The following is a 23979-nucleotide window of genomic DNA, read 5'->3' on the forward strand; positions in this document are numbered from 1 at the left end:
GGACGATGCGGCCATGACGTCCGAACCGGTCATCGAGGTCCCCATTCACGACGACGCCATCCGGCTCGGCCAGCTGCTCAAGCTGTCCGGGGTCGTCGAGGACGGCGCCGAGGCGCGAGAGCTCATCCAGACCGGGCGTGTGAGCGTCGATGGCGAGGTCGAGACCCGCCGCGCCCACCAGGTCGCACCGGGCTCCCGGGTGGAGCTCCCGGGAGTCGTCCTCACCGTCGTTCACGCCGGAACAGAAAGTTGACGCCTCAACCCCGCTGAACCACCTCTCACCGGGTACGACGAAGGGCCGGGTCCGCGTGCTGCGGACCCGGCCCTCGTCCGTGAGGCGGGCGACGATCAGTGACCGTGGCCGTGACCGGCGGCGGCCGCCGGCTCCTCCTCCTCGGGCTTGTCGACGACGAGCGTGTCGGTGGTGAGCACCATCGACGCGATCGACGCGGCGTTGATGAGCGCCGAGCGGGTGACCTTGACCGGGTCGATGACGCCGGCCTTGATCAGGTCGCCGTACTCACCGGTGGCGGCGTTGAGACCGCTGCCGGCCTCCAGCTCCTTGACCTTGGACACCGCGACGTAGCCCTCGAGGCCGGCGTTCTCGGCGATCCAGCGCAGCGGCTCGACGACCGCGGTGCCGACCAGCGTGGCACCGGTGGCCTCGTCGCCCTCGAGCGCGAGGTTCTGCAGCGCGGCCGAGGCGTGCACCAGGGCCGAGCCACCGCCGGCGACGATGCCCTCCTCGATGGCCGCACGGGTCGCCGAGATGGCGTCCTCGATGCGGTGCTTCTTCTCCTTGAGCTCGACCTCGGTGTGGGCACCGACCTTGATCACGCAGACGCCGCCGGCGAGCTTGGCGAGGCGCTCCTGGAGCTTCTCGCGGTCCCAGTCGGAGTCGGTGCGCTCGATCTCGGCCTTGAGCTCCTTGACGCGACCGTCGACGTCGGCGCCGTCACCGGAGCCGTCGATGATGGTGGTCGTGTCCTTGGTGAGGACGACGCGGCGGGCCTGGCCCAGCACGTCCAGGTCGGCCTGGTCGAGCTTGAGGCCGACCTCCTCGGCGATGACCTGGCCGCCGGTCAGGATCGCGATGTCCTGCAGCATCGCCTTGCGACGGTCGCCGAAGCCGGGAGCCTTGACCGCGGCGACGTTGAACGCACCGCGCATCTTGTTGACGACCAGCGTCGACAGGGCCTCGCCCTCGACGTCCTCGGCGATGATCAGCAGCGGCTTGCCGGTCTGGACGACCTTCTCCAGCAGCGGCAGCACGTCGGCGATCGCGGAGATCTTGCCCTGGTTGATGAGGATGTAGGCGTCCTCGAGGACGGTCTCCATGCGCTCGGCGTCGGTCACGAAGTACTGCGACAGGTAGCCCTTGTCGAACTGCATGCCCTCGGTGAACTCCAGCTCGGTCGCCGTCGTCGAGGACTCCTCGACGGTGATGACGCCGTCCTTGCCGACCTTGTCGAACGCCTCGGCGATCAGGCCGCCGATGGTGGAGTCCTGCGCGGACAGAGTCGCGACCTGCGCGATCTCGTCCTTGCCCTCGACCTCGCGCGCGTTGCTCACGAGACGCTCGTTGATGGCCTCGACCGCCTGGTCGATACCGCGCTTGAGCGCGGCCGGACCGGCGCCCGCGGCGACGTTGCGCAGGCCCTCCTTGACCAGGGCCTGGGCGAGGACGGTCGCGGTCGTCGTACCGTCACCGGCGACGTCGTTGGTCTTGGTCGCGACCTCCTTGGCGAGCTGCGCGCCGAGGTTCTCGTACGGGTCGTCCAGCTCGACCTCGCGAGCGATGGTGACACCGTCGTTGGTGATCGTGGGGGCGCCCCACTTCTTGTCGATGACGACGTTGCGGCCCTTGGGGCCGAGCGTCACCTTGACCGCGTTGGCGAGGGCGTCGACGCCCCGCTCCAGCGACTTGCGCGCGGAGTCGTCGAACTCCAGCTGCTTAGCCATGTGGCTTCCTTTCGGAGTGGTCTCTCAGGGGGTGTACGACGGACGCCCCGGCCTCCCGGCCTGGGTGCAGGCGGGACCGGGGCGACCGTCGTACTGAAGGAGATCGGCGTCAGCCGACCGCTCGGAGGCGGTCGATCAGCCGATGACCGCGAGCACGTCGCGGGCCGAGAGGATGAGCAGCTCCTCGCCGGAGTACTTGACCTCGGTGCCGCCGTACTTGCTGTAGATGACCTTGTCGCCGACCTTGACGTCGAGCGGAACGCGCTGGCCGTTGTCGTCGATACGACCCGGACCGATGGCCAGGACCTCGCCCTCCTGGGGCTTCTCCTTGGCGGTGTCCGGGATGACCAGACCGGATGCGGTCGTCTGCTCGGCCTCGACCGACTTGACGACGATGCGGTCCTCGAGCGGCTTGATGTTCACCGACACGGTGTGACCTTCCTTGTGCGTGAAAGGCCTGCCCAGACGGGCAGGGATGGATGCGTGCCGCCTGGGTCGTGCCGACCGGTCGCGGGCGCCGCCGTCGCGGGGGTCGACGCTCGTACCGTGGCTGGCACTTGCCCCAGGCGAGTGCCAGGTCCGAATCTAAGTCGACGCTGGCACTCGGTCAACTCGAGTGCCAGAAGTGCTCTCTGCGGGTCGCGCTGCTCAGGTCGGCGGAACTGTCCGGGAGAAGCTGTCCATGGCCGTGACCGGTGCGGTCACGGCGGCAGCGTCCTTGTCGGTCGGGTCGGCCACCAGTCGTTGCGTGTAGGTCAGGGAGATGGTCGGTGACGCGTCGCTGTCGATGACGTACGCCGCCGTCGGACGAGTCACCGAGCTCGCCGACACCGCCGCCGTTCCCACGGTCCGCGACGGTGCGCCGACGTCGCTGACGGTGAGGTCGAGCCGGCCCGGGCCTGCCGCCCTGGCCTGCACGTCCTCGCCGCCTGCGGCGCTGATGGAGGGCACGGAGAACCGGGATGTGTGGGCCCGGGCGTCCCTGACCACCAGCCAGTCCTTGCCTGCGGGCGCCCAGCCCAGCCCCGCGACCCACGGCGCGCGCTCTGCCTGGAAGACGGGGACGAATCCTGTCGTCGTGTGCGGGGTCGTGCTCTCCGGGGGCGATGCGGAGTGGGAGGAGTAGTCACGGCCGCGGGCGATGTCCTCCCGCCCAGCGGACGTCGTGTGCACCTCGACCCCGGCCTCGTCGGGCGCGAGGATCACGGCCCGCGCCGAGCCGCCGTTGCTGCTGGGGTACACGCGCGGTGCGACGACGTAGCGGTGGCCGCCGACCACGACCGCGACCTCGCTCGGGACCTCGGTGCGCTGCGCAGCCGTGGCGCCGGGCCAGATGAACGGCGTCCTGGACCGTCAGCGGGACCGTCGCCCGGACGCGCACATCGAGCGCGTCGCCGTACGGCGCCTTGAACGCCACCGTCCCGGGCGCAAACCGGTGAGTCCCGGTGGGCGCGCTCCCGTCGGGAGGGGCCAGGGTGCGTACGGGCCCGCTGCCGTTGACCGTGAGCGAGCCCCGCACGGTGCCGGCCTTGTAGTAGGTGGACTCGGTGGCATTCGGACCGGACGTCCAGCTCACGTCGTACGAGCCGCTCAGCAGCGCCGCGTGAGCGCCTCGCACGAGCACCCACTCCTGACCGTGGGGCGCCCAGCCGAGTCCGGCGGCGTACGGCGTGCGCGTGACCAGCCCGCGACTCGCCGACCCGTACCAGTCGAAACCACTGTGCTCCGAAGCCCGGACCGATCCGGTCGCGCGGGCGTAGACCTCGCGGGTCTCCGTGCGATAAAGCCCGGCGAAGTCGCCCAGGACGCGGCGGCCGGACCAGGCGTGCACGCTCTGGCCCCGGCCGTCGTAGTGCAGCACGATCTCCAGGTCGTCGACATCGCCCTCGACCGCCACCACCGCCGAGCGGTCGTCGTCGTCATCACCCGACGGGTGCGGCACGAGCCGGTCGTCGAGCACGTACGTGCGCCCGTGCGTACGCAGCGCCAGGCGGGCGGGCTCGTCCGGCACCGGCGGCTCGCCGGGCTGCTCGTACGTGGTGGGCCGCGGCATCGCCCACTGGACCGAGACGAAGTGCCCGCCGCGAGGCGCCCTGAGGTCGCCGCGATCGTCGTCGTAGTCGTCAGGAGTGATGGTGTCGCCGACCTCGACGGCCGCGGTGACCGAACCCGACGGCGTCTTGAGCTGGACGTCGGTGCTGCTGCTGCTTCCGCCCCAGATGCGGTAGCCCTGCTCGACCTTCCCGACGCCGACACGGCCCTTCTCGACGACGGCGTAGGTGATGCCGGCGACGAGCGCCGCGACCACCGCGAGCAGCGCCACCCACCGAACCGCCCGCCGGCGAGGGCGGATCGCGGTGAGGTCGTCGGGCACGTCGGTCATGGGCCTGCGACGCCGCACCGCTCGGGGCGGTTCCTAGGCCGTACGCCGGTCGTAGTCGTCGCGGTGGACCTGCACGTCGTCCATGTGGGTCTCGGCCCACTGCTTCATCTGGGCGACGACGACGAGCAGCGAACGACCGAGGTCGGTGACGGCGTAGTCGACCGTGACGGGGACGGTCGGGGTCACGGTGCGCGTGACGAGCCCGTCGCGCTCCAGCGAGCGCAGCGTCTGCGTCAGCATCTTCTGGCTGACGCCGGCGATGTGCCGGGCGATCTGGGAGTAGCGCATCGACTCACCGCTGTCGCCCAGCGTGCACAGCACGAGCGTGACCCACTTGTCGGACAGCCGGTCGAGCAGCTGGCGGCTCTTGCACTGAGCCAGGAACACGTCGTACTCCATCTTGGCCTCGGCCCGTCTGCGGGCTGCGGTCTTGGTCGCCATCACGTGCCCTTCGAGAGACTTACGCACTTGGAGGTGCCTACTTACCAGCAGAGAGTAGATCACCGATAGTGGTGCGCGTAACCAGCAACCCGAGCAGGAGGTCCATCCCATGCGCGCAGCCGTCGTCCGCCGACCCGGAACCCCGGTGGAGATCATCGAGACGCCCGTCCCCGAGCCCGGCCCCGACGAGATCCGTGTCCGTGTCCTCGGCGCCACCGTCAATCCGGTCGACGTCGGCACCGCACAGGGCGTGTTCCACGAGCTCGGCTGGATCGACCAGCCCGAGCACACCGGCCTCGGCTGGGACGTCGCCGGCGAGGTGTCCGCCGTCGGGTCCACCGTCACCGGGTTCGCCGTCGGCGACCGCGTCGCCGCCCTGTCCGCGGGTGTCGACAAGGCCCTCGGCCCGTACGCCGACGAGGTGGTCGTCCCGGCCCACGCCGCGGCTGCGCTCCCGGCCGGGCTCTCCCCCACCGACGCGGCGACCGTGCCGCTCAACACGCTCACGGCCCAGCAGGCGCTCGACCTGCTCGGCGACCCCGACGGCCGCACGCTCCTCGTGACCGGAGCCGCAGGTGCGGTCGGTGAGTACGCCGTCCGCCTGGCCGCCGCACGCGGCTGGACGGTCACCGGCCTGGCTCGCCCGACGGACGAGGCCACCGTGACCGCAGCGGGTGCGACGCACGTGACCGCACTGGACGGGACCGCACCGTTCGACGCCGCGCTCGACACCGCGGCGCTGGCGGGCGACGCGGTCGCAGCCGTCCGCGACGACGGCCACTACGTCGGTGTGCTCCCACCCGCCGTCCCCGAGCCGGAGCGCGGCATCACCACCGAGGCGGTCGACGTGCAGGCCGACGGCGAGGCGCTGGCCACGCTGCTGGCGTGGACCGCGGCAGGCGAGCTGCCCACGCGCGTGCACGCCGTCGTACCGCTCGACCAGCTCGCAGCCGTGCACGACAAGGTCGCAGCGGGTGGCGTACGGGGGCGGTACGTGCTGGTGCCGTGATCTCGCACGGTCGCGTACGGGTGTCGGGACGTGCGCTCCTACACCCGTACGCGACCGTCAGCCGAGCGGCAGCTTGGCCTGGGGCGGTGGCGCGTGGGTGGGGTCGACCCCGTCGAACAGGCTGCTCACCGACTCGCCGGCGTGGATGCGTGCGATGGCCTGCGCGAACAGGTCTGCGACCGAACGCACCTGCAGATCGGGCCAGTCCGGCGCCGGGACGGTGTCGGTCGTGACGACCTCGCTGATCATCGGGTGACTGCTCAACCGCTCGACGGCCGGCCCGGCGAACAACCCGTGCGTACAGGCCACCGCCGCCTCGGTGCACCCGAACTCCTTGAGCCGTTCCATCAGCTCGACGACCGAGCCGCCCGTGGCGATCGCGTCGTCGAGCACGATGGCCCGCTTGCCGGCCACGTCACCGACGATCGCGTCGATGACGACCTTGTCGTCGGCCTTGCGCTGCTTGCTGCCGGCGGCGACGGGCAGCCCCAGCAGGCGGGCGAACTGCGTGGCGGTCTTGGCGTTGCCGAGGTCCGGTGAGACCACGACCGTGTCGGTGAGGTCACGCTGATGAGGTGACGCTCCATGACGGGGGAACAGGCGCGGGCCTGGCGATGGGTTCTGGTGTCGGTGCTCGCGCTCGGCATCGGCTCGCTGCTGTCGAACATCACGACCGACGCCGACGACCAGATCTTCTTCGGTGTACGCCGGACGCTGAGCCTCGTGCTCAACTCCGGCACCGCGTGGGCCGGGATCTCGGTGCTGGCCGGGTGGCTGCTGCGTCGGCCTGTGCCGGCTGCGGCCGCCGGGCTGCTGGCCGGCTCGGGCGCGCTGATCGTGCACTACTCGCTGGGTGAGGTCACCGGCATCCTGCCGACCGGCTCGTTCGGCGCCAACGCGTCGTGGTTCGTGATCGCGGCGGCGACCGGCGGACCGCTCGGCCTCGTCGGCGCGGCCGCTCGCTCGGCCAGGCGGTGGGGCTACGTGGCCCGCCTCGTCGTACCGGCCGGGGCACCGGGTGGTGGCAAGCCTCCGCGCACGACAGCCCGGCCGCGCGCGTGTCGTCGATCGCGGCCGCCGTCGTGCTGTCTGCGGTGGGCCTGATCGGCGGCTGCCTGGCCGCACGGCCGCGCCGAGAACTGCACCGAGCGGGCAGTTCTCAGGTCGCAGCCACCGGTCGCCGCTGAGAACCGCGCCCAGTGGGCAGTTCTCAGACTGATGATCGGTCGCGCCGAAGCCGATGGGAGTGTCAGACACCCTCGGTCGTACTGGCGGATCAGCGGTGTCGAAAGGGGGTGTCATGACACACCTTTCGACAGCAGTTGGCTGCCGCAGGTCGGCGGCGGGTCAGACCTTGCTGCGAGTGGCGGCCCGGCTGAACTGCTCGACCTTGGCCGTCGAGCCGCAGACCACCAGCTCGTGCCCGCGCTGGATGAGCGTCTCTGGCCGGGCGTAGGTGAAGTCCTCGTGCAGCTTCTTGACGCCCACGACGGTGACGTCGAACTTCGTCCGCAGCGCGACCTCGGCGAGCGTCTGGTCCCACGCCCACGACGGCGCCGTCGTACGGGCGATCGCGAACCCGTCGTCGAACTCGATGTAGTCCGACAGCGCGCCGCCGACCATGTGGGCGACCCGCTCCCCCATCGCCGACTCGGGGTAGACGACGTGGTGGGCGCCGATGCGTTCGAGGATCTTGCCGTGCTGCTTGGTGATGGCCTTGGCCCAGATGACCTGGACGCCGAGGTCGACCAGGTTGACGACCGTGAGCACGCTCGCCTCGACGTCGGTGCCGATCGCGACGATGCCGCGGCTGATCTCGGCGACGCCCAGCTGGCGCAGGGCCTCCTCGTCGGTGGAGTCGACGACGGCCGTGTGGGTCAGGTCGTCGGCCCACTTCTGGACGAGCTCGGGGTCCTCGTCGACCGCCACGACGTCCCAGCCCTGCTCGACCAGGCTGCGTGCGGTCGCGGTGCCGAACCGGCCCAGCCCGACGACCAGCACCGCGCGCTCGGTCGGCGCAGGCGCCTTGCGGAATCCCATCGAACGTCGTCCCTCTCTCGCACTCACCCGACGGCCGGGCTCACCCGGCTGCTGGGGTCACCCGACGATCGGGCGCTCCTCGGCCAGCCTGAACCGCCGGTGCCGCCGGTTCATCGCCAGCGACGTCATCACGGTGATCGTGCCGACTCGACCGATGAACATCAACACCATCAGCACCACCTCGGCCGATGCAGGCAGGTGTGCTGTCAGGTTGGCCGACAGACCGACCGTCGCGAACGCCGACATCGCCTCGAACGCGACGATCTGGAACGGCTGCTCGGTGAGCAGCGTGAGCGCGATCGTGCCGGCCATGACACAGCCGATCCCGCCGAGGGCGATCGTGATCGCCTGGCGCTGGGTGTCCTCGGGGATGCGGCGGTGGGAGATCACGACGTCACGCTCACCGCGCACCTCGGCCCACATGACGTACGCGAGCACCAGGAACGTCGTGATCTTGATGCCGCCCGCGGTGCCGGCGCTGCCACCACCGATGAACATCAGCACCATGTGCGTCAGCATCGACTCGTCGGAGATCGCGCCGTAGTCGACGGTGTTGAACCCGGCCGTCCTCGGGAAGATGCCACCGGCGAGTGCACCGACGACCTTGTCGTGCACCGACAGCGGCCCCATCGTGCCCGGGTTGGTCCACTCGAACGCGAGGAAGCTCGTACACCCGATGACGAGCAGCCCCACCGAACCCCAGAACGTCATCCGGGTGTGCACCGACCAGCTCCGCGGACGCCGCCACCGCTCACGCAGCTCGAACAGCACCGGGTAGCCGAGACCGCCGACGAAGACGCCGACGCACATCGCGCCGACGACCCACCAGTCGCCGACGAACCGCACCATGCTGTCGGGGTAGAGCGCGATGCCCGCGGAGTTGCCGGCCGAGACGCCGTGGAAGAGGCCGTACCAGGACGCCTTGCCCCACGACATGTCGTACGCCAGCGCGAACCGCAGCGTCAGCACCACCACGACGAACAGCTCGAGCGCGACGTAGAAGCGGACGATCCGCGCGAGCAGCCCGCGCACGTCGCCGGGCGAGAGGGTGTGCGCGTCGCGCTGGGCCATCATCCGGTCGCGGACACCGAGGCGGCCGCGCACGAACAGGGCGGCCAGCGTGCCGAGGGTGACGATCCCGAGACCGCCGACCTGGACGAGCCCGAGGATGACGGCCTGCCCGAACGGCGTCCAGTAGGTGCCGATGTCGACCGTCGAGAGCCCCGTGATGCAGACGCTGGACACCGACGCGAACATCGCCGTGATGATCGGCGGGCTGCCCGGCCCGGACGAGGCGATGGGCAGGAGCAGCAGCACGGTGCCGATCAGGGCGACGGCGAGGTAGGCCATGCTCACCAGCTGCGTCGGGCCCCACGCGCGACGCGACCGCGTGTCGGCGCCGGTCTCGTCGGCCATCGCACCTCCTCACGTCGCGCTCCCGGTCGTGCGCCAGGATGGCACCATGGACCGCTCCTTGGTGCAGCGGCTCACGTCCGGTGAGGGCTGGGGCCTGCTGCAGTCGCTGCCGCCGTACGACGCCCGGTCGGCGTTGTCGCTCGGCGCCCGGCTGCGGGACGCCGGCTTCGCCCCCGACCTGATCGCGGCGGCCCTCACCCAGTCCGAGCTGCGAGCGCGCGCCGCCGACAAGCTCGGCCCGTCGGCGGCCGAGATGCTGCTGACCCGCGACGGTCTGGAGCAGGCCACCCGGCGTACGGTCGCCGACTCCCACGCCGCGCGGTTCGTCGACGCCGGGGTGCGTCAGGTGCACGACCTCGGCTGTGGGATCGGTTCGGACGCCATGGCTTTCGCCGCTGCAGGCCTGCAGGTCGACGCGATCGACGCCGACGACGTCACCGCCGCGATCGCGGCGGTCAACCTGCGTCCGTGGGAGCGCGCCCGCGCCGAGCAGGGGCGCGCCGAGGACGTGACGCTCCCCCGAGGTGAGGCGGCGCGTACGACCGGGGTGTGGCTCGACCCCGCACGCCGCACTCCTGGGGTCGCCGACGTCAACGGCCGCACCCGGCGACTGTTCCGGCTCGACGAGCTCAGCCCCTCCTGGCAGACCGTGCGTGACCTCGCGGGCCGCGTGCCGGCAGCGGGCGCCAAGCTGTCGCCGGGCTTCCCGCACGCGCAGGTGCCGCCGGACGCCGAGGCCGAGTGGACGTCGTACGACGGCGAGGTCGTCGAGTGCGCGCTGTGGTGGGGCTCGCTCGTACGCCGCACCGGTCGGTCCGCGCGCGTGCTCGGAGCCCGGGTCGACACCACCGTCCACGAGAGCGACGCCGCCGACGCCGACCCGACACTCGCCGAGCTCGACCGCATGAATCCCTATCTGTACGAACCTGATCGGGCGATCATCCGCGCCGGGCTGGTCGGTGCGCTCACCAACGCCGTCGACGGTCGCGAGCTGTCGCCCGGCCTCGGCTACGTCAACGCCGCGCGCGACGTCCGGCTGCCGTGGGCGCGCCGTTATGCGATCACCGACGTGATCCCGTTCAACGTCAAGGGACTTCGCGCGCTGCTGCGTGACCGCGACGCCGGCCGCGTGACGATCAAGAAGCGCGGCGTCACCATCGACGCCGACCAGCTGCGCCGCCAGCTGCGGCTGACAGGCAACCAGGAGGTCACGATCGTGCTGACGAGGCTGCGCCAGACCCAGGTCGCCCTGGTCGTCACACCGTTCTGACCTGCGAGGACGCCGCCTAGACTCGCGGCCATGTCTCATCCTTCCGACGACCCGTTCGCGCCGCCGCCCGCGGGCCAGCAGCCGAACCACGACCAGGGCCCGCCGACGCCACAGCCGCAGTACGGGCAGAACCCGCCCGCGCCGCAGTACGGCCAGAACCCGCCGGCCCCGCAGTACGGCCAGAACCCGCCCGCCCCGCAGTACGGGCAGAACCCGGCGCCGGCGTACGGCCAGGCCCCGCAGTACGGCCAGGCACCGGCGTACGGCCAGGCACCGGCGTACGGCCAGCAGCCCTACCCGTACGCCGGTGGCGGTTATCCCGGCCAGCCGGGCTATCCCGCCGGCCCGGTCGGTCGACCCGGCACCCTGATGGCCGCGAGCATCCTCACCTGGATCGGCAGTGCGTTCGGCCTGCTCTTCGGCCTCGTCATCATGGCCGCGTCCGGGTCGAGTGAGCTGAGCGACGAGCTCGACACCGCCGACACCGGCGTCATCACCGTCGTCGGCGGCATCGTGGCGGTGTTCTGCCTGGTCGCGATCGTCATGGCGGTCTTGGCCTTCAAGGGCAAGATGTGGGCGGCGATCGTCCTCACCGTGCTCGGCGGTCTCCTCATCCTCGGCGGCCTGACGTCGCTGGCGCAGGGCTCCCTTGGAAGCATCGTGAGCATCGTGTGGATCGGCCTCGCGATCGGCCTCTTCTGGGCCACCCCGTCACGCGAGTACTACAAGCGCACCTGACCTTCCACCGAAGCCCCACTCACCAGGCGAAATGTGACTTCGAGGGCTGCTATGCGCACTCTCGAAGTCACATTTCGCCTTGTCAGTAAGCCGTAGGCTGACGCCATGCGTTGGCACCCGCGCTCCAGCCTCAGGGCCCTGTTGCTGTTCAGTTTCCTGGGCGCGCTGATCGGCGCCGGCGCGGTGGTCGCACTGACCGGTGCTGACGCCTACGAGCGGACCGACTCACTCATCGGCACCTCAGCCATGGGCATGCTCGGTGGCTTCGCGTACGGCCTGCTCTCGATCACGGTGCGCCGCGCGTCGGCTGCACGGCGCAGCTGAGCTCCCACAAGGTCGATCAACATGCGCAGGCGACGCAGCCTGCCCTGTGCACTGACGAGTACACTGACATCTGTCGGGGTGGTCGTCATCGGGTGGGGCCCTGGTGAGGAGCCGGTGATGAAGGGTTAGGAGCAGCCGGAGCCGGTCTTCCAGCGGCCGACGTCGACAGGCAGTGTGCCGGGCGCGGTGCGCTTGCCGGTCAGCACCTCGATGACCGCCTCGAACGTCGCCGGCGTCCGCCCGTACGCCGCGATCCTGGCTGAGCCCGACGGCCCGCCGGCGAGGGCGTACGGCGTGTCGAGCCCGACCATGACGTCGCCGCTGCCGCCCTCCGCACCGCTCGCCTTGCCGCTGCCGGCGTTGTAGGCACCGCCGCCGAGCAGCCGCACCGTCGTACCCGACCCGACCGACAGGCCAGCCCTGCGCGCCGCGGCGGAGAAGCGGGACCGGTCCTGCGCCGTGCCGCCCGAGACGCGAACACCCTTGGACACCAACGGCTTTCCGCAGGTGCCGGAGATCTGCGTGACGGATGCGCGAGCGAGCGCGAGGGCGTCAGCCCGGTGCGAGCCCACGGCAGACGCGGCGGGCTGCGCCGACGTCGTACGCCGCATGGTCGCCACGATCCGCGCCGCCGACTCGATGAGCCGGTCGCGCGTGACCTCGCCGGAGTCGACCGCCTTCGTCAGCGCCGCGACCGACTGGCTCGGCTCGGCCGGCATGAGCAGCACGTCGGCTCCGGCCTTGACCGCCGCGACGGCACCACGGCCCGAGCCGTAACGCTGGTCGACCGCGCCCATCTGCAGCGCGTCGGTGATCACGAGCCCCTTGAACCCGAGCTGCTGGCGCAGCAGGCCGGTCAGGACGCCGTGGCTCATGGTGGACGGCGCCTGGCGATCGACGGCGTCGAGCACGACGTGGGCCGACATCACAGCCGGCGCACCACTGCGGACGAGCTGCTGGAACGGCACCAGGTCGCGCTGCTTCAGCGCGTCGAGCGACGCGCGCTGCCGCGGGAGACCCACGTGGCTGTCGGTGGTGACCGAGCCGTGGCCCGGGAAGTGCTTCACGACGGGTACGACGCCCGCCTGGGTATAGCCGCGAGCCTGCGCCGCCGCCGTCTGCGCCACCCGCTGCGGGTCCGATCCCGGCGACCGTACGCCGATGGTCGGGTCCTGGACGCCGATCGTGACGTCGGCGTCGGGCGCGAACACCATCGTCATGCCGAGCGCCCGCAGCTCGGCACCGATGCCCTGCGAGACGCGCGTCGACAGCGCGGGGTCGTGCGCGGCGCCGTACGCCATCCCTGCTGGCAGCTCGGTGACCGGAGCACCCAGCCGGGCCACCGGACCGCCCTCCTGGTCGACCGAGATGATGGCCGGCCAGTCACGGCCGTCGGCCTTCATCGCACGCTGAGCGTTGGCGGCGTTGGTGCGCAGCCCGGAGACGAGCGACTCGCGATCGGGCACGTTGCCCGGGAACAGGATCACACCGCCGAGGTGCTGGTTGCGGATGACGTTGGCGGCAGCCTCCGAGCCCTTGCCGTCGAAGAAGCCGACGATCAGCTGGGCTGCCAGCCGGTCGGTGGGGAGCTTGCTGACGTCGGCACGGGCCTTGGCCAGCTCCGCTTCCGTGGGTACGCCGATGCCTGACTTCGCTGCAGGCGCAGGAGTTTTCGTCGGCTGCCCTGCCGGCGCTGACGTCGACGAAGCGCTCGCGGCGGCCGAGGGAGCGACCGTGGACGACGTCGGGCTCGCGCTCGCCCCGCTCGGGTCCGCGCTGCCGTCACTGCCCGAGCAACCAGCGAGAAGCGTTGCGGCACAGGCGAACCCAGCCACTCGGCGTACGGGGAATGTCATGCCTGCACCGTCGCGACCGGCATCGACGAGTCGGCCGGAAGCGCCAGATCCGACGGCGGCAGGCCACGCATCACCATCTGCGACCCGAGCGCAGCGACCATCGCGCCGTTGTCGGTGCACAGGCGGATCCGGGGGACGCGCAAGCGGATGCCGGCCTCGGCGCACCGTTCTTCGGCCATCGCGCGCAGCTGGGAGTTGGCGGTCACGCCGCCGCCGATCTGCAGGTCGGAGATCCCGAGCTCGGTGCACGCCAGCACCGCCTTGCGCGTGAGCACGTCGGCGACCGCGCGGCTGAAGCTCGCGGCGACGTCGTTGACGGGCACCTGCTCACCAGCACGCTCGCGGGCCTCGACCCACCGCACCACGGCGGTCTTGAGACCCGAGAACGAGTAGTCGAACCGGTGCCGTTCCATGTCCTTGCGCGAGGTCAGCCCGCGCGGGAAGGCGATCGCCTCGGGGTCACCCTCGCGAGCGGCCTGGTCGATGTGCGGGCCACCCGGGTAGGGCAGGCCGAGCACGCGGGCGACCTTGTCGTAGGCCTCCCCCGCGGCGTCGTCGATCGTCGAGCCGAGCTCCTCGACGTCGGAGGCGATGTCGCGGACGACGAGCAGGTTGGTGTGACCACCCGAGACCAGCAGCGCGACGGTCGGCTCGGGCAGCGGGCCGTGGTCGAGCACGTCGGCGCACACGTGGGCGGCGAGATGGTTGACGCCGTAGAGAGGCTTGTCGAGGCAGAGCGCGAGCGCCTTGGCCGAGGCGACACCGACCATCAGCGCTCCGGCGAGCCCGGGCCCGGACGTCACGGCGATGGCGTCGACGTCGTCGAGGTCGTGACCGGCCTCGGCGGACGCGCGCTCCAGCATCGGGATGATCGACTCCAGGTGTGCGCGGCTCGCGACCTCGGGCACGACTCCCCCGAACCTCGCGTGCTCGTCGACGCTGCTGGCGAGCGCGTCGCCGACCAGCGTCGTGCCGCGCACGAACGCCACACCGGTCTCGTCACAGCTCGACTCGATGCCGAGTACCAGAGGCTGGTCAGCCACGGTCTTCCTCCTTGAGCAGGCGTCGCAGGATCACGGCGTCGACGTCGCCGTAGTAGCGACGACGCACGGAGATCTGCTCAAAACCGTTGCGGTCGTAGAGCTTTCGGGCTGCGTCGTTGTCTGCGCGGACCTCGAGCAGCAGCGACTCGGCGCCGCTGTCGCGCACGGTCGCCGTCATCCAGTCCATGAGCCGCTGCCCCAGCCCGGCCCCCTGGGCGGCCGGCGCCACCGCCACCGTCATCACGTCAGCGACGTCACCGCCCTGGTCGACACCGGCGTACCCGACGAGGTCGCCGGCGCTCTCGGCGACGACGTACGCCCGCCGCGGACGGCCCGCGAGCTCGCCCCACCAGCTCTCGGCGGTCCAGGCGTCACCCGCGAAGAGGGCCTGCTCCAGCGACACGAGCGTGTCGATGTCGCCCCAGCGCATCTCGCGCAGCGTCACCGGGCTCACGACGTCACCGGTGTGGCCGGCTTGCGCTCGGCCTGAGGGACGGCGTCGGGGCGGCGCAGGTAGAGGGGCTGCGGGTCGAGCAGCGTCTCGCCTCGGCGCAGAGCACCTGTTACGAACGTCGCGAGTGCACCGGCGCTGACGTCACGCTGCGGGAGCGCGTGCGGCAGCGCCTCGGGGTAGAGGTCGACGCCTCGACCCGCGGTCGGGAGACCACGCAGATGTGCGGGCAGGTCGACCGCGCGCGCGACATCAGGGCCGTCGGTGCGGCGGACGCCCTGCTCGGTGACGTCGTACGCCGCCCAGTAGACCTCCTTGCGGCGCGCGTCGCTCGCGACGAGGAAACGCTGCTGCTGGCCGGCGGCGAGCACGGCGTGCGCGATCGCGTCGAGGCTGCAGACGCCGTGGACCGGGATGCCGAGGGCGAGGCCCATCGTGCGGGCGGTGACCACGCCGACGCGCAGACCGGTGAACGGCCCGGGTCCGACCCCGACCGCGATCGCGCTCAGGTCGCGCGGTCGCAGGCCGGCCTCGCGCAGCACGTCGCTGATCGTCGGCGCGAGCAGCTCGGTGTGGCGGCGGGTGTCGTCGTGGGCCTGCTCGGCGACGACCGTGGCGCCGTCGTGAACGGCGACGGTGACCGCCTGGGTTGCGGTGTCGATGGCGAGCAGCACGCCCGTCAGGCTATCCAGCGACCCCGTCCGCGACCGAATCTCACGCGCGCAGCGCGGACAGCACGTCGTCCCAGCGCTCGCCGACGGCGTGGATCTCGATGCGCCGCTCGTCGTCCCCGGTGAGCACCAGCGTGAGGTAGGTCTCGCTCAGGCTCTCGGCCAGACCGGCGCCCCACTCGACCACCGTGACCGCCTCGTCGAGCTCGGCGTCGAGGTCGAGGTCGTCGAGCTCGGCCGCACCACCCAGCCTGTACGCGTCGACGTGCACCAGCTCGGGGCCGTCGGTCAGCGACGGGTGCACGCGCGCCACGACGAACGTCGGCGAGGTGATCGGACCGCGTACGCCGAGACCGCGCGCGAGACCCTGCGTGAACGTCGTCTTGCCTGCGCCGAGCCCGCCCGTCAGCACCAGCAGGTCGCCGGCCCGCAGCATGCCGCCGAGCCGCTCACCGAACGCCTGCGTCGCCTCGGCGTCAGCGGTGCGTACGACGACCGGGTCGGGCTGGGGAGTCGCCTGCGGCTCAGACACCGGCGCGGCCTTTGGCACGACCGGACGGGGACGCACCCCGGCGACGCCCGGCGAGCTCGGTGACCGTGCGGCGGACGCGAGTGGTCCGGCGCTTGGCGGGGCGTTCGAGCGCCCGCTCGGCCCGGTGCAGCAGGTCGAGCAGCTGGTCGTTGACGACGTCGGGGTGCTCGAGCATCAGCACGTGCCCACCGTCGGCCACCACGACGTGCTCGGCACCCGGCACCGCTGCGACGATGGCCTCGGAGTGGGCAGGTGGCGTCAGGCGGTCCTCGGTGCCGTTCATGATCAGCGTCTCGATGCCGTCGAACGCCGCCAGCCCGTCGAACCGGTGGTGCTCCATCAGCGTCGGCAGGAACTGGCCGATCACGTGCAGCCGCGTCGCGAAGATCATGTCGGCCGTGAGCCGGATGATCGACTGCGGCACGTGCGACCCGAACGAGAAGTGGTGGACCGCGAGCTCCTCGACCTCCTTGCCGGCCTTCAGCGCCTGCGCCACCAGCGCCTGCTGGTCCGACAGTCGGGTCATCGCGGCCGGGCCGAGCCGGTGCACGACGGCCGCGACGTGCTGCCCCAGGCCCCAGTGGACGTTGCGCAGCTCACCGGCACTCGTCGACAGCAGCGCCGTACCGATCACCCGCTCGCGCAGCACCTCCGGGTGCTGCTCGGCGAACGCCATGATCGTCATCCCGCCCATCGAGTGCCCGGCCAGCACGACCGGCCCCTCGGGTGCGGCGGCCCCGATGACCGAGCCGAGGTCACGACCGAGCTGGGCGATGTCGTACGAGCTGTCCTCGCCCTCCTCCGAACGCCCGTGCCCGCGGTGATCCCACAGCACGACGCGGTAGCCGGCCTCACGCAATGCCCGCCGCTGGAAGACCCAGCCGGTGAGGTTGAGGGTGTAGCCGTGGGTGAGGACCACCGTCGTACGCCGGGGCGAGTCGCCTCGTGGGTGGTCGATCTCGACGTGCAGAGGGACGCCGTCGTCGGCGATGACGACGCGCTCCTCGTCGGGCGTCTCGACGTAGTCGACGTCCTCGCCCTCGGGGCGGGCCGTGCGATCACGACGCACGAGCTGCCCGACGGCGACACCGGCGACGCCAGCAGCACCGGCCACGGCCGCCCCGACGCCCCAGCGCAGCACGTTCTGTCTGGTCGAAGTCACGCCCGCCAGTGTCGCACCGCCGGGCCGTGGCCGCGGTCACACCCGCCGCGTCGGCGATGTGGCGTCGGTCCTAGTGAGCCCCGTCACCCACGTAGCGGCGCGGCAGCCGGCCACTCATGCGCGTGACGATCTCGTAGGAGATCGTGCCGATCGCCTCGGCCCAGTCCTGGGCGGTCGGCTCACCACGGTCACCCGCTCCGAACAGCACGATCTCCGACCCCGCCTGCGCCGGCAGGTCGCCCACATCGATCATGAACTGGTCCATGCAGACGCGCCCCGACACGGTGAACCGGTGCCCGTCGACCTGGACCGGCCCGACCCCCGAGGCGTGGCGCGGGACGCCGTCGGCGTAGCCGATCGGCACGTCGACCAGCGTCGTCTCACGCGGGGTGACGTAGGTGTGGCCGTAGCTCACGCCCTGCCCGGCGGGTACGCGCTTGGCGACGGTCGCGCGTGCCGTCACGGTCATGGCGGGCCGCAGCCCGAACGACGCCGGGTCGCCCAGGTCGGGTACGGGGCTCAGGCCGTAGACCGCGAGGCCCGGCCGGACCATGTCCCAGGCGGCGCCCGGTGTGGTGAGGGTGGCTGCGGAGTTGGACATGTGGCGTACGCCGACGGCCAGGCCCGCACGGTCGGCGTCGGCCACGCGCTCGGCGAACAGCTCCTGCTGCTGCAGCACGGTCGGGTGCTGCGGCGAGTCGGCGTAGGCGAAGTGGGTGAACAGGCCCGTGACGTCGATGACGCCCTCGGCCTGCAGACGGGCGGCGGCGTCGCGCAGCAGGTCCCAGTCCTTGCCGTACGCGCCGTTGCGGGCCAGCCCGGTGTCGGCCTTGAGCTGGACGCGGGCGGTGGTGCCGGCAGCCCTGGCCGCGGCCGCGACCTCGTCGAGCTCCCAGACGGCCGGGACGCCGATGTCGATGCCCTGCTGCACGGCCGGGCCGAAGTCGGTGCCGGGTGCGTGCAGCCAGGTGAGCACGGGGGCCTGGATGCCGGCGGCCCGCAGCTGGAGCGCCTCAGCCATCTGAGCCACACCCAGCCACGACGCCCCACCGCGCAGAGCGGCGCGTGCGCTCGGCAGGAGTCCGTGGCCGTACGCGTCACCCTTGACGACGGCCATCACCTCGGCGTTGCCGGCCCGCCGCTTGAGCTCACCGACGTTGTGCGCGATCGCGTCGAGGTCGATGGTCACCCACGCGGTCATCTGCTCAGTGCTCACCCGGCCAAGCATCCCACCGTCGGGACACGCCTCCCGCCTCGGCCGGTCGAGTGCGCATGTCGCGCGCCCGCGCTTCTCGTCGAGTGCGCATGTCGTGCTGGTTCGCGCGGCTCCGAACCAGCACGACATGCGCACTCGGCCGGACAGGTGAGCAGTCGGGTCGCGAACGCCGAGCCCGCGTAGCCTCAGCGAGACAGCAGGCGGGCGACCGTGCGGCCGAGCTGGTGAGCCACGTCCATCGCGCGCACCGGCCCGCCCGGGTTGGCGTCGTCGGCAGCCACACCGTGCACGAGCGCGGCCAACGAACCCGCGTCGAGCGGCGACAACCCGGCCGCCAGCAATGCGCCCGCCAGCCCGGCGAGCACGTCACCTGACCCCGCTGTCGACAGCCACGACGGACCGTCGGCCTGAGTGCGCACGGGCAGGCCGGATGCGCTCGGCGGTACGACGGCGGTCACCGCCCCCTTGAGCAGCACCGTCGCGTCGAGCCGGTCGGCGACCAGGCGCGCGATCGAGACCGGCGCACGGCGTACGGCGTCGTCGTCGAGATCGCCCACCTCAAGACGTCGCGCCAGGCGCAGCAGCTCGCCGGCGTGAGGCGTGAGAAGTGTTGGTGCCGAACGGGATTCGTCGATCAGGTCGAGACCGCCGGCATCGAGCAGCACCGGCAGGTCGGACTCCAGCGCCTCGCGTGCGATGCGCAGCTGTTCGTCGTCGGCATGCTCGACGTCGAGGCCAGACCCGATCGCCCACGCCTGCACACGCCCCTCACCGAACACGCACTCGGGCACGAGCGAGCGCAGCAGGTCGGTGGGCTGCCGCGGCCCGACGTACCGGACCATCCCCACACCGGCAGTGACGGCGGCGGTGACGTTCATGAGGGGCGCACCGGTGTAGCGCTCTCCCCCGGAGACGATGCCGAGGACGCCCCGTGAGTACTTGTCGTCGTCCGGCCCGGGCACCGGCCACAGGGCAGGTAGGTCCGCGTGGGTCAGCCGCTCGACCGCCGGCACAGCGGGCTCGGCCACCCCGATGTCGACCACCGTGAGCAGGCCGGTCGCGGGCTCGGTCGGCGGCATCAGGTGCACGGGCTTGGCGAAGCTGAACGTCACCGTCTCGTCGGCGTAGACCGCGTCGGACCGCTGGAGACCGGCCGGGTCAGTGCCCGAGGGCAGGTCGACGGCCAGGACGTAGGCGTCGTCGCCGATCAGGTCGGGCAGCGCGAGCAGGTGCGGCCGCAGCCCGGGGCGTCCGCCGATGCCGGTGACGCCGTCGAGGACCAGGTCGGCGTCGGCGAGCGCCGCCACGACCTCGCCGGCCGGTACGCCGTCGCGCCACTCGGCGACCACGGCGCCGGCCGATCTGGCGGCCTCCAGACCGCTCTCGTGGGCGCTCGAACCGACGAGCACCGCGACCACGGACCGGCCGTCGTTCGCGAGCTCGGCACCGGCGTACAACGCGTCACCACCGTTGTCGCCAGAACCGACCAGGACGACGACCCGCTCGCCACCCTGCTCGTCCAGACGCGCCGCTGCGACCGCGGCCACACCCGCGGCCGCACGCTGCATGAGCTCGCCCTCGCCGAACCCGTCGGTGGCGGCCTCGGCCTCCCGGACGTCGTCGATGGCGTACGCGCGAATCACGGTGTGGCTCCTAGCCTTCGGCGACCACGACGGCCGACGCGATGCCTGCGTCATGACTGATCGACAGGTGCAGCGTGTTGACACCCATGGCGTCGACACGCGAGCGCACCGTGCCCTGCGTGACGAGGTAGGGCTGGCCGGCGTCGGTGCGTACGACGGTCACGTCGGTCCAGTGCAGACCCGCCGGTGCGCCGAGGGCCTTGGCCAGCGCTTCCTTCGCCGCGAACCGGGCGGCGAGCGAGTTGATCGGCAGGTCGGCCTCGTCGGCGGTGAACAGCCGCGCGCGCAGCCCCGGCGTGCGTTCGAGCGTCTGCTCGAACCGCGCCACGTCGACGACGTCGATGCCCACCCCGACGATCACGCGTGGCTCACTCGACCGTGACGGACTTGGCGAGGTTGCGCGGCTGGTCGACGTCCAGGCCCTTGGCCGTCGACAGGTGCAGGGCGAAGACCTGCAGGGGTACGACGGTCAGCAGCGGCGCAAGCATCGGCGACGTCGCGGGCACCCGGATGATCTCGTCGGCGAACGGCTCGACCGCGGTGTCGCCCTCCTGGGCGATCACCAGGGTGCGGGCGCCGCGGGCGCGGATCTCCTGGATGTTGGAGACGACCTTGCCGTGCAGCCCGTGCGGGGTGTCGGGGCCGGGCACGACGATGAACACCGGCTGACCGGGCTCGATCAGCGCGATCGGGCCGTGCTTGAGCTCACCGGCGGCGAAGCCCTCGGCGTGGATGTAGGCGAGCTCCTTGAGCTTGAGCGCGCCCTCCATCGCGATCGGATAGCCCACGTGGCGTCCCAGGAACAGCACCGACCGCGTGTCGGCCATGAACCGGGCGATCTCCTGGACGCGGTCCATCGAGCCGAGCAGCTCGGCGATCTTGTCAGGCACCTCGTGCAGGTCCTTGAGGACAGCGGCCGCGTCGTCGGCGTACGAACCGCCGCGCAGCTGGGCGAGGTAGAGGCCCAGGACGTAGCAGGCGGTGATCTGGGCCAGGAACGCCTTGGTCGAGGCGACCGCGATCTCGGGGCCGGCGTGGGTGTAGAGGACGGCGTCGGACTCGCGCGGGATCGTCGAGCCGTGCGTGTTGCAGACCGACACCGTCAGCGCGCCGAGCTCGCGGGCGTGCTTGACCGCCATCAGCGTGTCCATGGTCTCGCCGGACTGGCTGATCGAGACCACGAGCGTGCGCTCGCTGACGATCGGGTCGCAGTAGCGGAACTCGTGCGCGAGCGCGACCTCGACGGGGATGCGGGTCCAGTGCTCGATGGCGTACTTGGCGACCATGCCGGCGTACGCCGCGGTGCCGCACGCGACGATCGTGATGCGGTCGACGTTCTTCAGCTGCTCCTCGGAGATGCGCAGCTCGTCGAGGACGAGCCGGCCGTCCTCGTCCGTACGACCCAGCAGCGTGTCGCCGACGGCCTGCGGCTGCTCGTGGATCTCCTTCTCCATGAAGGTGTCGTAGCCACCCTTCTCGGCGGCCGCGGCGTCCCAGGTGACCTCGAACGCCTTGCCCTCAGCGGGCGTGCCGTCGAAGTTGATGACGGTCGCACCCTCGGGCGTGATCGTGACGATCTGGTCCTGCTCCAGCTCCATCGCGTTGCGGGTGTAGCCGATGAACGCCGCGACGTCGGAGCCGAGGAAGTTCTCACCCTCGCCCAGACCCACGACCAGAGGCGAGTTGCGGCGGGCGCCGACGACGACGTCGGGCTGGTCGGCGTGCACGGCCAGCAGCGTGAACGCACCCTCCAGCCGGGCGACGACCTCACGCATCGCGGCCGTCAGGTCACCGTCGTACGCCTGCGCGAGCAGCTGGGCGACGACCTCGGTGTCGGTCTCGGAGGTGAACTCGACGCCCGCCTCGAGCAGCTCGGACTTCAGGGCGTGGAAGTTCTCGATGATGCCGTTGTGGATGAGCGCGAGCTTGCCGTCGGTGCCACCACGGTGCGGGTGGGCGTTGGCGTCGGTCGGGCCGCCGTGCGTGGCCCAGCGGGTGTGCCCGATGCCGGTGCCGGACGCGGGCAGCGGCTGCTCCTCGAGGGCGCCGCGCAGGTTGGCCAGCTTGCCGGCCTTCTTCTGGGTCGCGACCGCATCGCCGTCGACGAGCGCCACACCGGCCGAGTCGTAGCCGCGGTACTCCAGGCGGGCCAGGCCCTCCAGCACGACGTCCAGGGCCTTGCCGTCAGCGCTCGGGCCGACGTATCCGACGATTCCACACATGGCCGGAAGCCTAAGGCCTCACTGCACCGCCCCGGACTGCTGGCACCCCTGATCCCGCTGGCCAAGGCTCCTCCTCCGGCCGCCGTCGCAGGCTCCGGCGGGCCGGCATCGTCGCCTGGCACCCCTGAGCCTTCTCGCCAGGCTCCTCCTCCGGCCGCCGTCGCAGGCTCCGGCGGGCCGGCATCGTCGCCTGGCACCATATGCGGGTGACTCGACACACCGGCGAGCTGGCCATCCCCCTGCTGCCCTCCCCGTACGTGCAGCTGGACCGTGAGGACTGGGCCCGGCTGCGCAAGGCCCACCCGATGAGCCTCGACGCCGCCGATGTGCAGCGGTTGTCCGGCCTCGGCGAGCCCGTCGACCTGCTCGAGGTCGAGGAGGTCTACCTGCCGATCTCGCGGCTGCTCAACTTCTACGTCGGCGCCATGTCGAGCCTGCACCGGGTCACGTCGGCGTTCCTGGACGAGCAGCCCGCCCAGACCAAGACGCCGTTCATCATCGGCATCGCCGGCTCGGTCGCCGCGGGCAAGTCGACGACCGCCCGCGTGCTGCGCGAGCTGCTGTCGCGCTGGGAGGACACCCCACGCGTCGAGCTGATCACCACCGACGGGTTCCTGCTGCCCAACGCCGAGCTGGAGAAGCGCGGGCTGCTCGAGCGCAAGGGCTTCCCCGAGTCCTACGACCGCCGCGCGCTGATCAGGTTCGTCTCGGAGGTGAAGTCCGGCCGTCCCGAGGTGACCGCGCCGGTGTACTCGCACCTGTCGTACGACATCGTCCCCGGCGAGAAGATCGTCGTCCGTCAGCCCGACGTGCTGATCGTCGAGGGCCTCAACGTCCTGCAGCCGGCGCCGAGCAGTGGTGAGCTGCGCTCGACCGTCGCGCTGTCGGACTTCTTCGACTTCACGGTCTACGTCGACGCCTCCGAGCGTGACATCCGCCGCTGGTACGTCGACCGCTTCCTGTCGCTGCGCAAGACCGCCTTCGCCGACCCGCAGTCCTACTTCCACCGGTTCGCGTCACTGTCCGACGAGGACGCCGTCGCCCTCGCCACTGACATCTGGCAGCGGATCAACTACCCCAACCTGATCGACAACATCGAGACCACCCGCGGGCGCGCGACGCTGGTCATGCAGAAGGGCGCCGACCACACGGTGCAGCAGGTGCTGCTGCGCAAGCTCTGAGGCGTCACTCGGCGAGCCGGCGGTCGCTCTCGCTCACGTCGTCGATGAAGGCGCCGTCGTCGTCGATGAGCAGGTCGGCCAGGTCGTCCTCGGCGTCGTGCTCCGGGACCTGCTCGGTCGTACGCCGGTGCCGGGCCCACGCGAGCATCCACACCCCGGCGAACACTGCCGCCAGTGCCGCGGCGCCGATGCAGAACCCGATCACTCCGAACAGGAATCGCGCGCCGCTCGTGGCCGCCGCGCCCTCCTCGACGGTGCCGAGCTCGGGCGCCCACGACCGGCCGAGCACAGCCCCACCGACCCCGGCGAGCACGGACAGCACGAACGCCACGACCCAGTAGAGGATCGCGACGGGGCGGCGCCACAGATGCTGCATGCCCCCATAATGACGGCTCGCCCCGACGTTCGCGATTCGTCCC

General features: G+C 71.5%; 25 protein-coding genes and 1 pseudogene. 7 read left to right on the forward strand and 19 right to left on the reverse strand.

All coding sequences use genetic code 11. From position 1 onward, the window contains the following. The first annotated feature begins 13 nt into the window (after positions 1-13). Entirely contained in the window at positions 14-253 is a 240-nt protein-coding gene (locus VV01_RS13420; RefSeq protein WP_050670326.1) for an RNA-binding S4 domain-containing protein, read from the forward strand. Positions 254-348: 95 nt separating this feature from the next. Here the strand turns inward: VV01_RS13420 and groL are convergent, their stop codons facing one another. From groL to VV01_RS13440, 5 genes are all read right to left on the reverse strand, one after another. Then, positions 349-1962 (reverse strand): chaperonin GroEL, encoded by a 1614-nt coding sequence (gene groL, locus VV01_RS13425; RefSeq protein WP_050670327.1) that lies wholly within the window; start codon positions 1960-1962, stop codon positions 349-351. 135 nt (positions 1963-2097) lie between these two features. After that, positions 2098-2391, reverse strand: a complete 294-nt coding sequence (groES, locus tag VV01_RS13430) for a co-chaperone GroES (protein ID WP_050670328.1) — start codon at positions 2389-2391, stop codon at positions 2098-2100. A 219-nt stretch (positions 2392-2610) separates the two neighbouring features. Next, positions 2611-3168, reverse strand: coding sequence for a hypothetical protein (locus VV01_RS23905; RefSeq protein WP_197275041.1), 558 nt, complete (start codon positions 3166-3168; stop codon positions 2611-2613). After that, on the reverse strand, positions 3089-4345 hold the full coding sequence (locus tag VV01_RS13435) for a hypothetical protein (protein WP_050670329.1): 1257 nt from the start codon (positions 4343-4345) through the stop codon (positions 3089-3091). Before VV01_RS13435 ends, VV01_RS23905 begins: the two co-directional genes overlap by 80 nt. A 33-nt stretch (positions 4346-4378) precedes the next feature. After that, positions 4379-4813: a winged helix-turn-helix transcriptional regulator gene (locus tag VV01_RS13440; protein WP_331456447.1), complete on the reverse strand. Its 435-nt coding sequence runs from the start codon at positions 4811-4813 to the stop codon at positions 4379-4381. 82 nt (positions 4814-4895) lie between these two features. Between VV01_RS13440 and VV01_RS13445 the strand changes: the two genes are divergently transcribed. Further along, positions 4896-5795, forward strand: a complete 900-nt coding sequence (locus tag VV01_RS13445; RefSeq protein ID WP_050670331.1) for an NADP-dependent oxidoreductase — start codon at positions 4896-4898, stop codon at positions 5793-5795. A gap of 57 nt (positions 5796-5852) precedes the next feature. Here VV01_RS13445 and prs read toward each other — a convergent pair. Continuing rightward, positions 5853-6362, reverse strand: a pseudogene (gene prs / locus VV01_RS13450) (ribose-phosphate diphosphokinase); the annotation flags it as partial. A gap of 18 nt (positions 6363-6380) precedes the next feature. Here prs and VV01_RS23910 point away from each other — a divergent pair. After that, the gene (locus VV01_RS23910) at positions 6381-6899 is read left to right on the forward strand and encodes a hypothetical protein (RefSeq protein WP_197275223.1); all 519 of its coding nucleotides are present in this window, start codon (positions 6381-6383) and stop codon (positions 6897-6899) included. A gap of 243 nt (positions 6900-7142) precedes the next feature. Here VV01_RS23910 and VV01_RS13460 read toward each other — a convergent pair whose 3' ends face one another. Beyond that, positions 7143-7835 (reverse strand): potassium channel family protein, encoded by a 693-nt coding sequence (locus VV01_RS13460; protein ID WP_050670333.1) that lies wholly within the window; start codon positions 7833-7835, stop codon positions 7143-7145. 57 nt (positions 7836-7892) lie between these two features. Beyond that, complete coding sequence (locus tag VV01_RS13465) at positions 7893-9251, reverse strand: TrkH family potassium uptake protein (protein ID WP_071606382.1); 1359 nt, start codon at positions 9249-9251, stop codon at positions 7893-7895. Between the two features lie 46 nt (positions 9252-9297). Between VV01_RS13465 and VV01_RS13470 the strand changes: the two genes are divergently transcribed. The 3 genes from VV01_RS13470 to VV01_RS13480 all read left to right on the forward strand — a co-directional run bounded on the left by VV01_RS13470 (position 9298) and on the right by VV01_RS13480 (position 11583). Further along, the gene (locus tag VV01_RS13470; RefSeq protein WP_050670334.1) at positions 9298-10521 is read left to right on the forward strand and encodes a class I SAM-dependent methyltransferase; all 1224 of its coding nucleotides are present in this window, start codon (positions 9298-9300) and stop codon (positions 10519-10521) included. A gap of 30 nt (positions 10522-10551) precedes the next feature. Continuing rightward, the gene (locus tag VV01_RS23915; protein ID WP_050670335.1) at positions 10552-11259 is read left to right on the forward strand and encodes a DUF4064 domain-containing protein; all 708 of its coding nucleotides are present in this window, start codon (positions 10552-10554) and stop codon (positions 11257-11259) included. A gap of 105 nt (positions 11260-11364) precedes the next feature. Then, on the forward strand, positions 11365-11583 hold the full coding sequence (locus tag VV01_RS13480) for a hypothetical protein (RefSeq protein WP_050670336.1): 219 nt from the start codon (positions 11365-11367) through the stop codon (positions 11581-11583). A 125-nt stretch (positions 11584-11708) separates the two neighbouring features. Here the strand turns inward: VV01_RS13480 and VV01_RS13485 are convergent, their stop codons facing one another. From VV01_RS13485 to glmS, 10 genes are all read right to left on the reverse strand, one after another. After that, positions 11709-13439 (reverse strand): glycoside hydrolase family 3 protein, encoded by a 1731-nt coding sequence (locus tag VV01_RS13485; protein WP_082220973.1) that lies wholly within the window; start codon positions 13437-13439, stop codon positions 11709-11711. After that, positions 13436-14482, reverse strand: coding sequence for a tRNA (adenosine(37)-N6)-threonylcarbamoyltransferase complex transferase subunit TsaD (gene tsaD / locus VV01_RS13490; RefSeq protein WP_050670337.1), 1047 nt, complete (start codon positions 14480-14482; stop codon positions 13436-13438). The genes VV01_RS13485 and tsaD overlap by 4 nt, the downstream gene beginning before the upstream one ends. Beyond that, positions 14475-14936: a ribosomal protein S18-alanine N-acetyltransferase gene (rimI, locus tag VV01_RS13495; RefSeq protein WP_231635236.1), complete on the reverse strand. Its 462-nt coding sequence runs from the start codon at positions 14934-14936 to the stop codon at positions 14475-14477. Before rimI ends, tsaD begins: the two co-directional genes overlap by 8 nt. Continuing rightward, positions 14933-15607: a tRNA (adenosine(37)-N6)-threonylcarbamoyltransferase complex dimerization subunit type 1 TsaB gene (gene tsaB, locus VV01_RS13500; protein ID WP_197275042.1), complete on the reverse strand. Its 675-nt coding sequence runs from the start codon at positions 15605-15607 to the stop codon at positions 14933-14935. The genes rimI and tsaB overlap by 4 nt, the downstream gene beginning before the upstream one ends. Positions 15608-15647: 40 nt before the next feature. Further along, positions 15648-16040: a tRNA (adenosine(37)-N6)-threonylcarbamoyltransferase complex ATPase subunit type 1 TsaE gene (tsaE, locus tag VV01_RS13505; RefSeq protein ID WP_231635332.1), complete on the reverse strand. Its 393-nt coding sequence runs from the start codon at positions 16038-16040 to the stop codon at positions 15648-15650. 88 nt (positions 16041-16128) lie between these two features. Next, a complete protein-coding gene (locus VV01_RS13510) occupies positions 16129-17298 on the reverse strand; it encodes an alpha/beta fold hydrolase (protein ID WP_197275043.1) in 1170 nt (389 codons plus the stop codon). A 70-nt stretch (positions 17299-17368) separates the two neighbouring features. Next, positions 17369-18526, reverse strand: coding sequence for an alanine racemase (alr, locus tag VV01_RS13515; protein WP_071606383.1), 1158 nt, complete (start codon positions 18524-18526; stop codon positions 17369-17371). A 173-nt stretch (positions 18527-18699) separates the two neighbouring features. Further along, entirely contained in the window at positions 18700-20157 is a 1458-nt protein-coding gene (locus VV01_RS13520) for a bifunctional ADP-dependent NAD(P)H-hydrate dehydratase/NAD(P)H-hydrate epimerase (RefSeq protein ID WP_050670340.1), read from the reverse strand. Between the two features lie 10 nt (positions 20158-20167). Then, positions 20168-20518 carry a holo-ACP synthase gene (locus VV01_RS13525; RefSeq protein WP_050670341.1) on the reverse strand — a complete coding sequence of 117 codons (351 nt, stop codon included), beginning with the start codon at positions 20516-20518 and terminating at the stop codon, positions 20168-20170. A 7-nt stretch (positions 20519-20525) separates the two neighbouring features. After that, complete coding sequence (glmS, locus tag VV01_RS13530; RefSeq protein ID WP_050670342.1) at positions 20526-22379, reverse strand: glutamine--fructose-6-phosphate transaminase (isomerizing); 1854 nt, start codon at positions 22377-22379, stop codon at positions 20526-20528. A gap of 200 nt (positions 22380-22579) precedes the next feature. Here glmS and coaA point away from each other — a divergent pair, with 200 nt between their 5' ends. Continuing rightward, a complete protein-coding gene (gene coaA / locus VV01_RS13535; RefSeq protein ID WP_050670343.1) occupies positions 22580-23560 on the forward strand; it encodes a type I pantothenate kinase in 981 nt (326 codons plus the stop codon). Positions 23561-23564: 4 nt separating this feature from the next. On the opposite strand, the gene VV01_RS13540 is transcribed toward coaA, so the two are convergent. Beyond that, complete coding sequence (locus VV01_RS13540) at positions 23565-23936, reverse strand: hypothetical protein (RefSeq protein WP_050670344.1); 372 nt, start codon at positions 23934-23936, stop codon at positions 23565-23567. Positions 23937-23979 lie beyond the last annotated feature (43 nt).

This window comes from Luteipulveratus halotolerans (assembly GCF_001247745.1).
GTDB classification, from domain to species: Bacteria; Actinomycetota; Actinomycetes; order Actinomycetales; family Dermatophilaceae; genus Luteipulveratus; species Luteipulveratus halotolerans.

Coding starts and splice junctions, on each gene's coding strand:
- VV01_RS13420 (WP_050670326.1), top strand. CDS start 14: ATGACGTCCGAACCGGTCATCGAGGTCCCCATTCACGACGACGCCATC.
- groL (WP_050670327.1), bottom strand. CDS start 1,962: ATGGCTAAGCAGCTGGAGTTCGACGACTCCGCGCGCAAGTCGCTGGAG.
- VV01_RS13435 (WP_050670329.1), bottom strand. CDS start 4,345: ATGACCGACGTGCCCGACGACCTCACCGCGATCCGCCCTCGCCGGCGG.
- VV01_RS13445 (WP_050670331.1), top strand. CDS start 4,896: ATGCGCGCAGCCGTCGTCCGCCGACCCGGAACCCCGGTGGAGATCATC.
- VV01_RS23910 (WP_197275223.1), top strand. CDS start 6,381: ATGACGGGGGAACAGGCGCGGGCCTGGCGATGGGTTCTGGTGTCGGTG.
- VV01_RS13460 (WP_050670333.1), bottom strand. CDS start 7,835: ATGGGATTCCGCAAGGCGCCTGCGCCGACCGAGCGCGCGGTGCTGGTC.
- VV01_RS13465 (WP_071606382.1), bottom strand. CDS start 9,251: ATGGCCGACGAGACCGGCGCCGACACGCGGTCGCGTCGCGCGTGGGGC.
- VV01_RS13470 (WP_050670334.1), top strand. CDS start 9,298: ATGGACCGCTCCTTGGTGCAGCGGCTCACGTCCGGTGAGGGCTGGGGC.
- VV01_RS23915 (WP_050670335.1), top strand. CDS start 10,552: ATGTCTCATCCTTCCGACGACCCGTTCGCGCCGCCGCCCGCGGGCCAG.
- VV01_RS13480 (WP_050670336.1), top strand. CDS start 11,365: ATGCGTTGGCACCCGCGCTCCAGCCTCAGGGCCCTGTTGCTGTTCAGT.
- VV01_RS13485 (WP_082220973.1), bottom strand. CDS start 13,439: ATGACATTCCCCGTACGCCGAGTGGCTGGGTTCGCCTGTGCCGCAACG.
- tsaE (WP_231635332.1), bottom strand. CDS start 16,040: ATGCTGCGGGCCGGCGACCTGCTGGTGCTGACGGGCGGGCTCGGCGCA.
- alr (WP_071606383.1), bottom strand. CDS start 18,526: ATGCTTGGCCGGGTGAGCACTGAGCAGATGACCGCGTGGGTGACCATC.
- glmS (WP_050670342.1), bottom strand. CDS start 22,379: ATGTGTGGAATCGTCGGATACGTCGGCCCGAGCGCTGACGGCAAGGCC.
- coaA (WP_050670343.1), top strand. CDS start 22,580: ATGCGGGTGACTCGACACACCGGCGAGCTGGCCATCCCCCTGCTGCCC.
- VV01_RS13540 (WP_050670344.1), bottom strand. CDS start 23,936: ATGCAGCATCTGTGGCGCCGCCCCGTCGCGATCCTCTACTGGGTCGTG.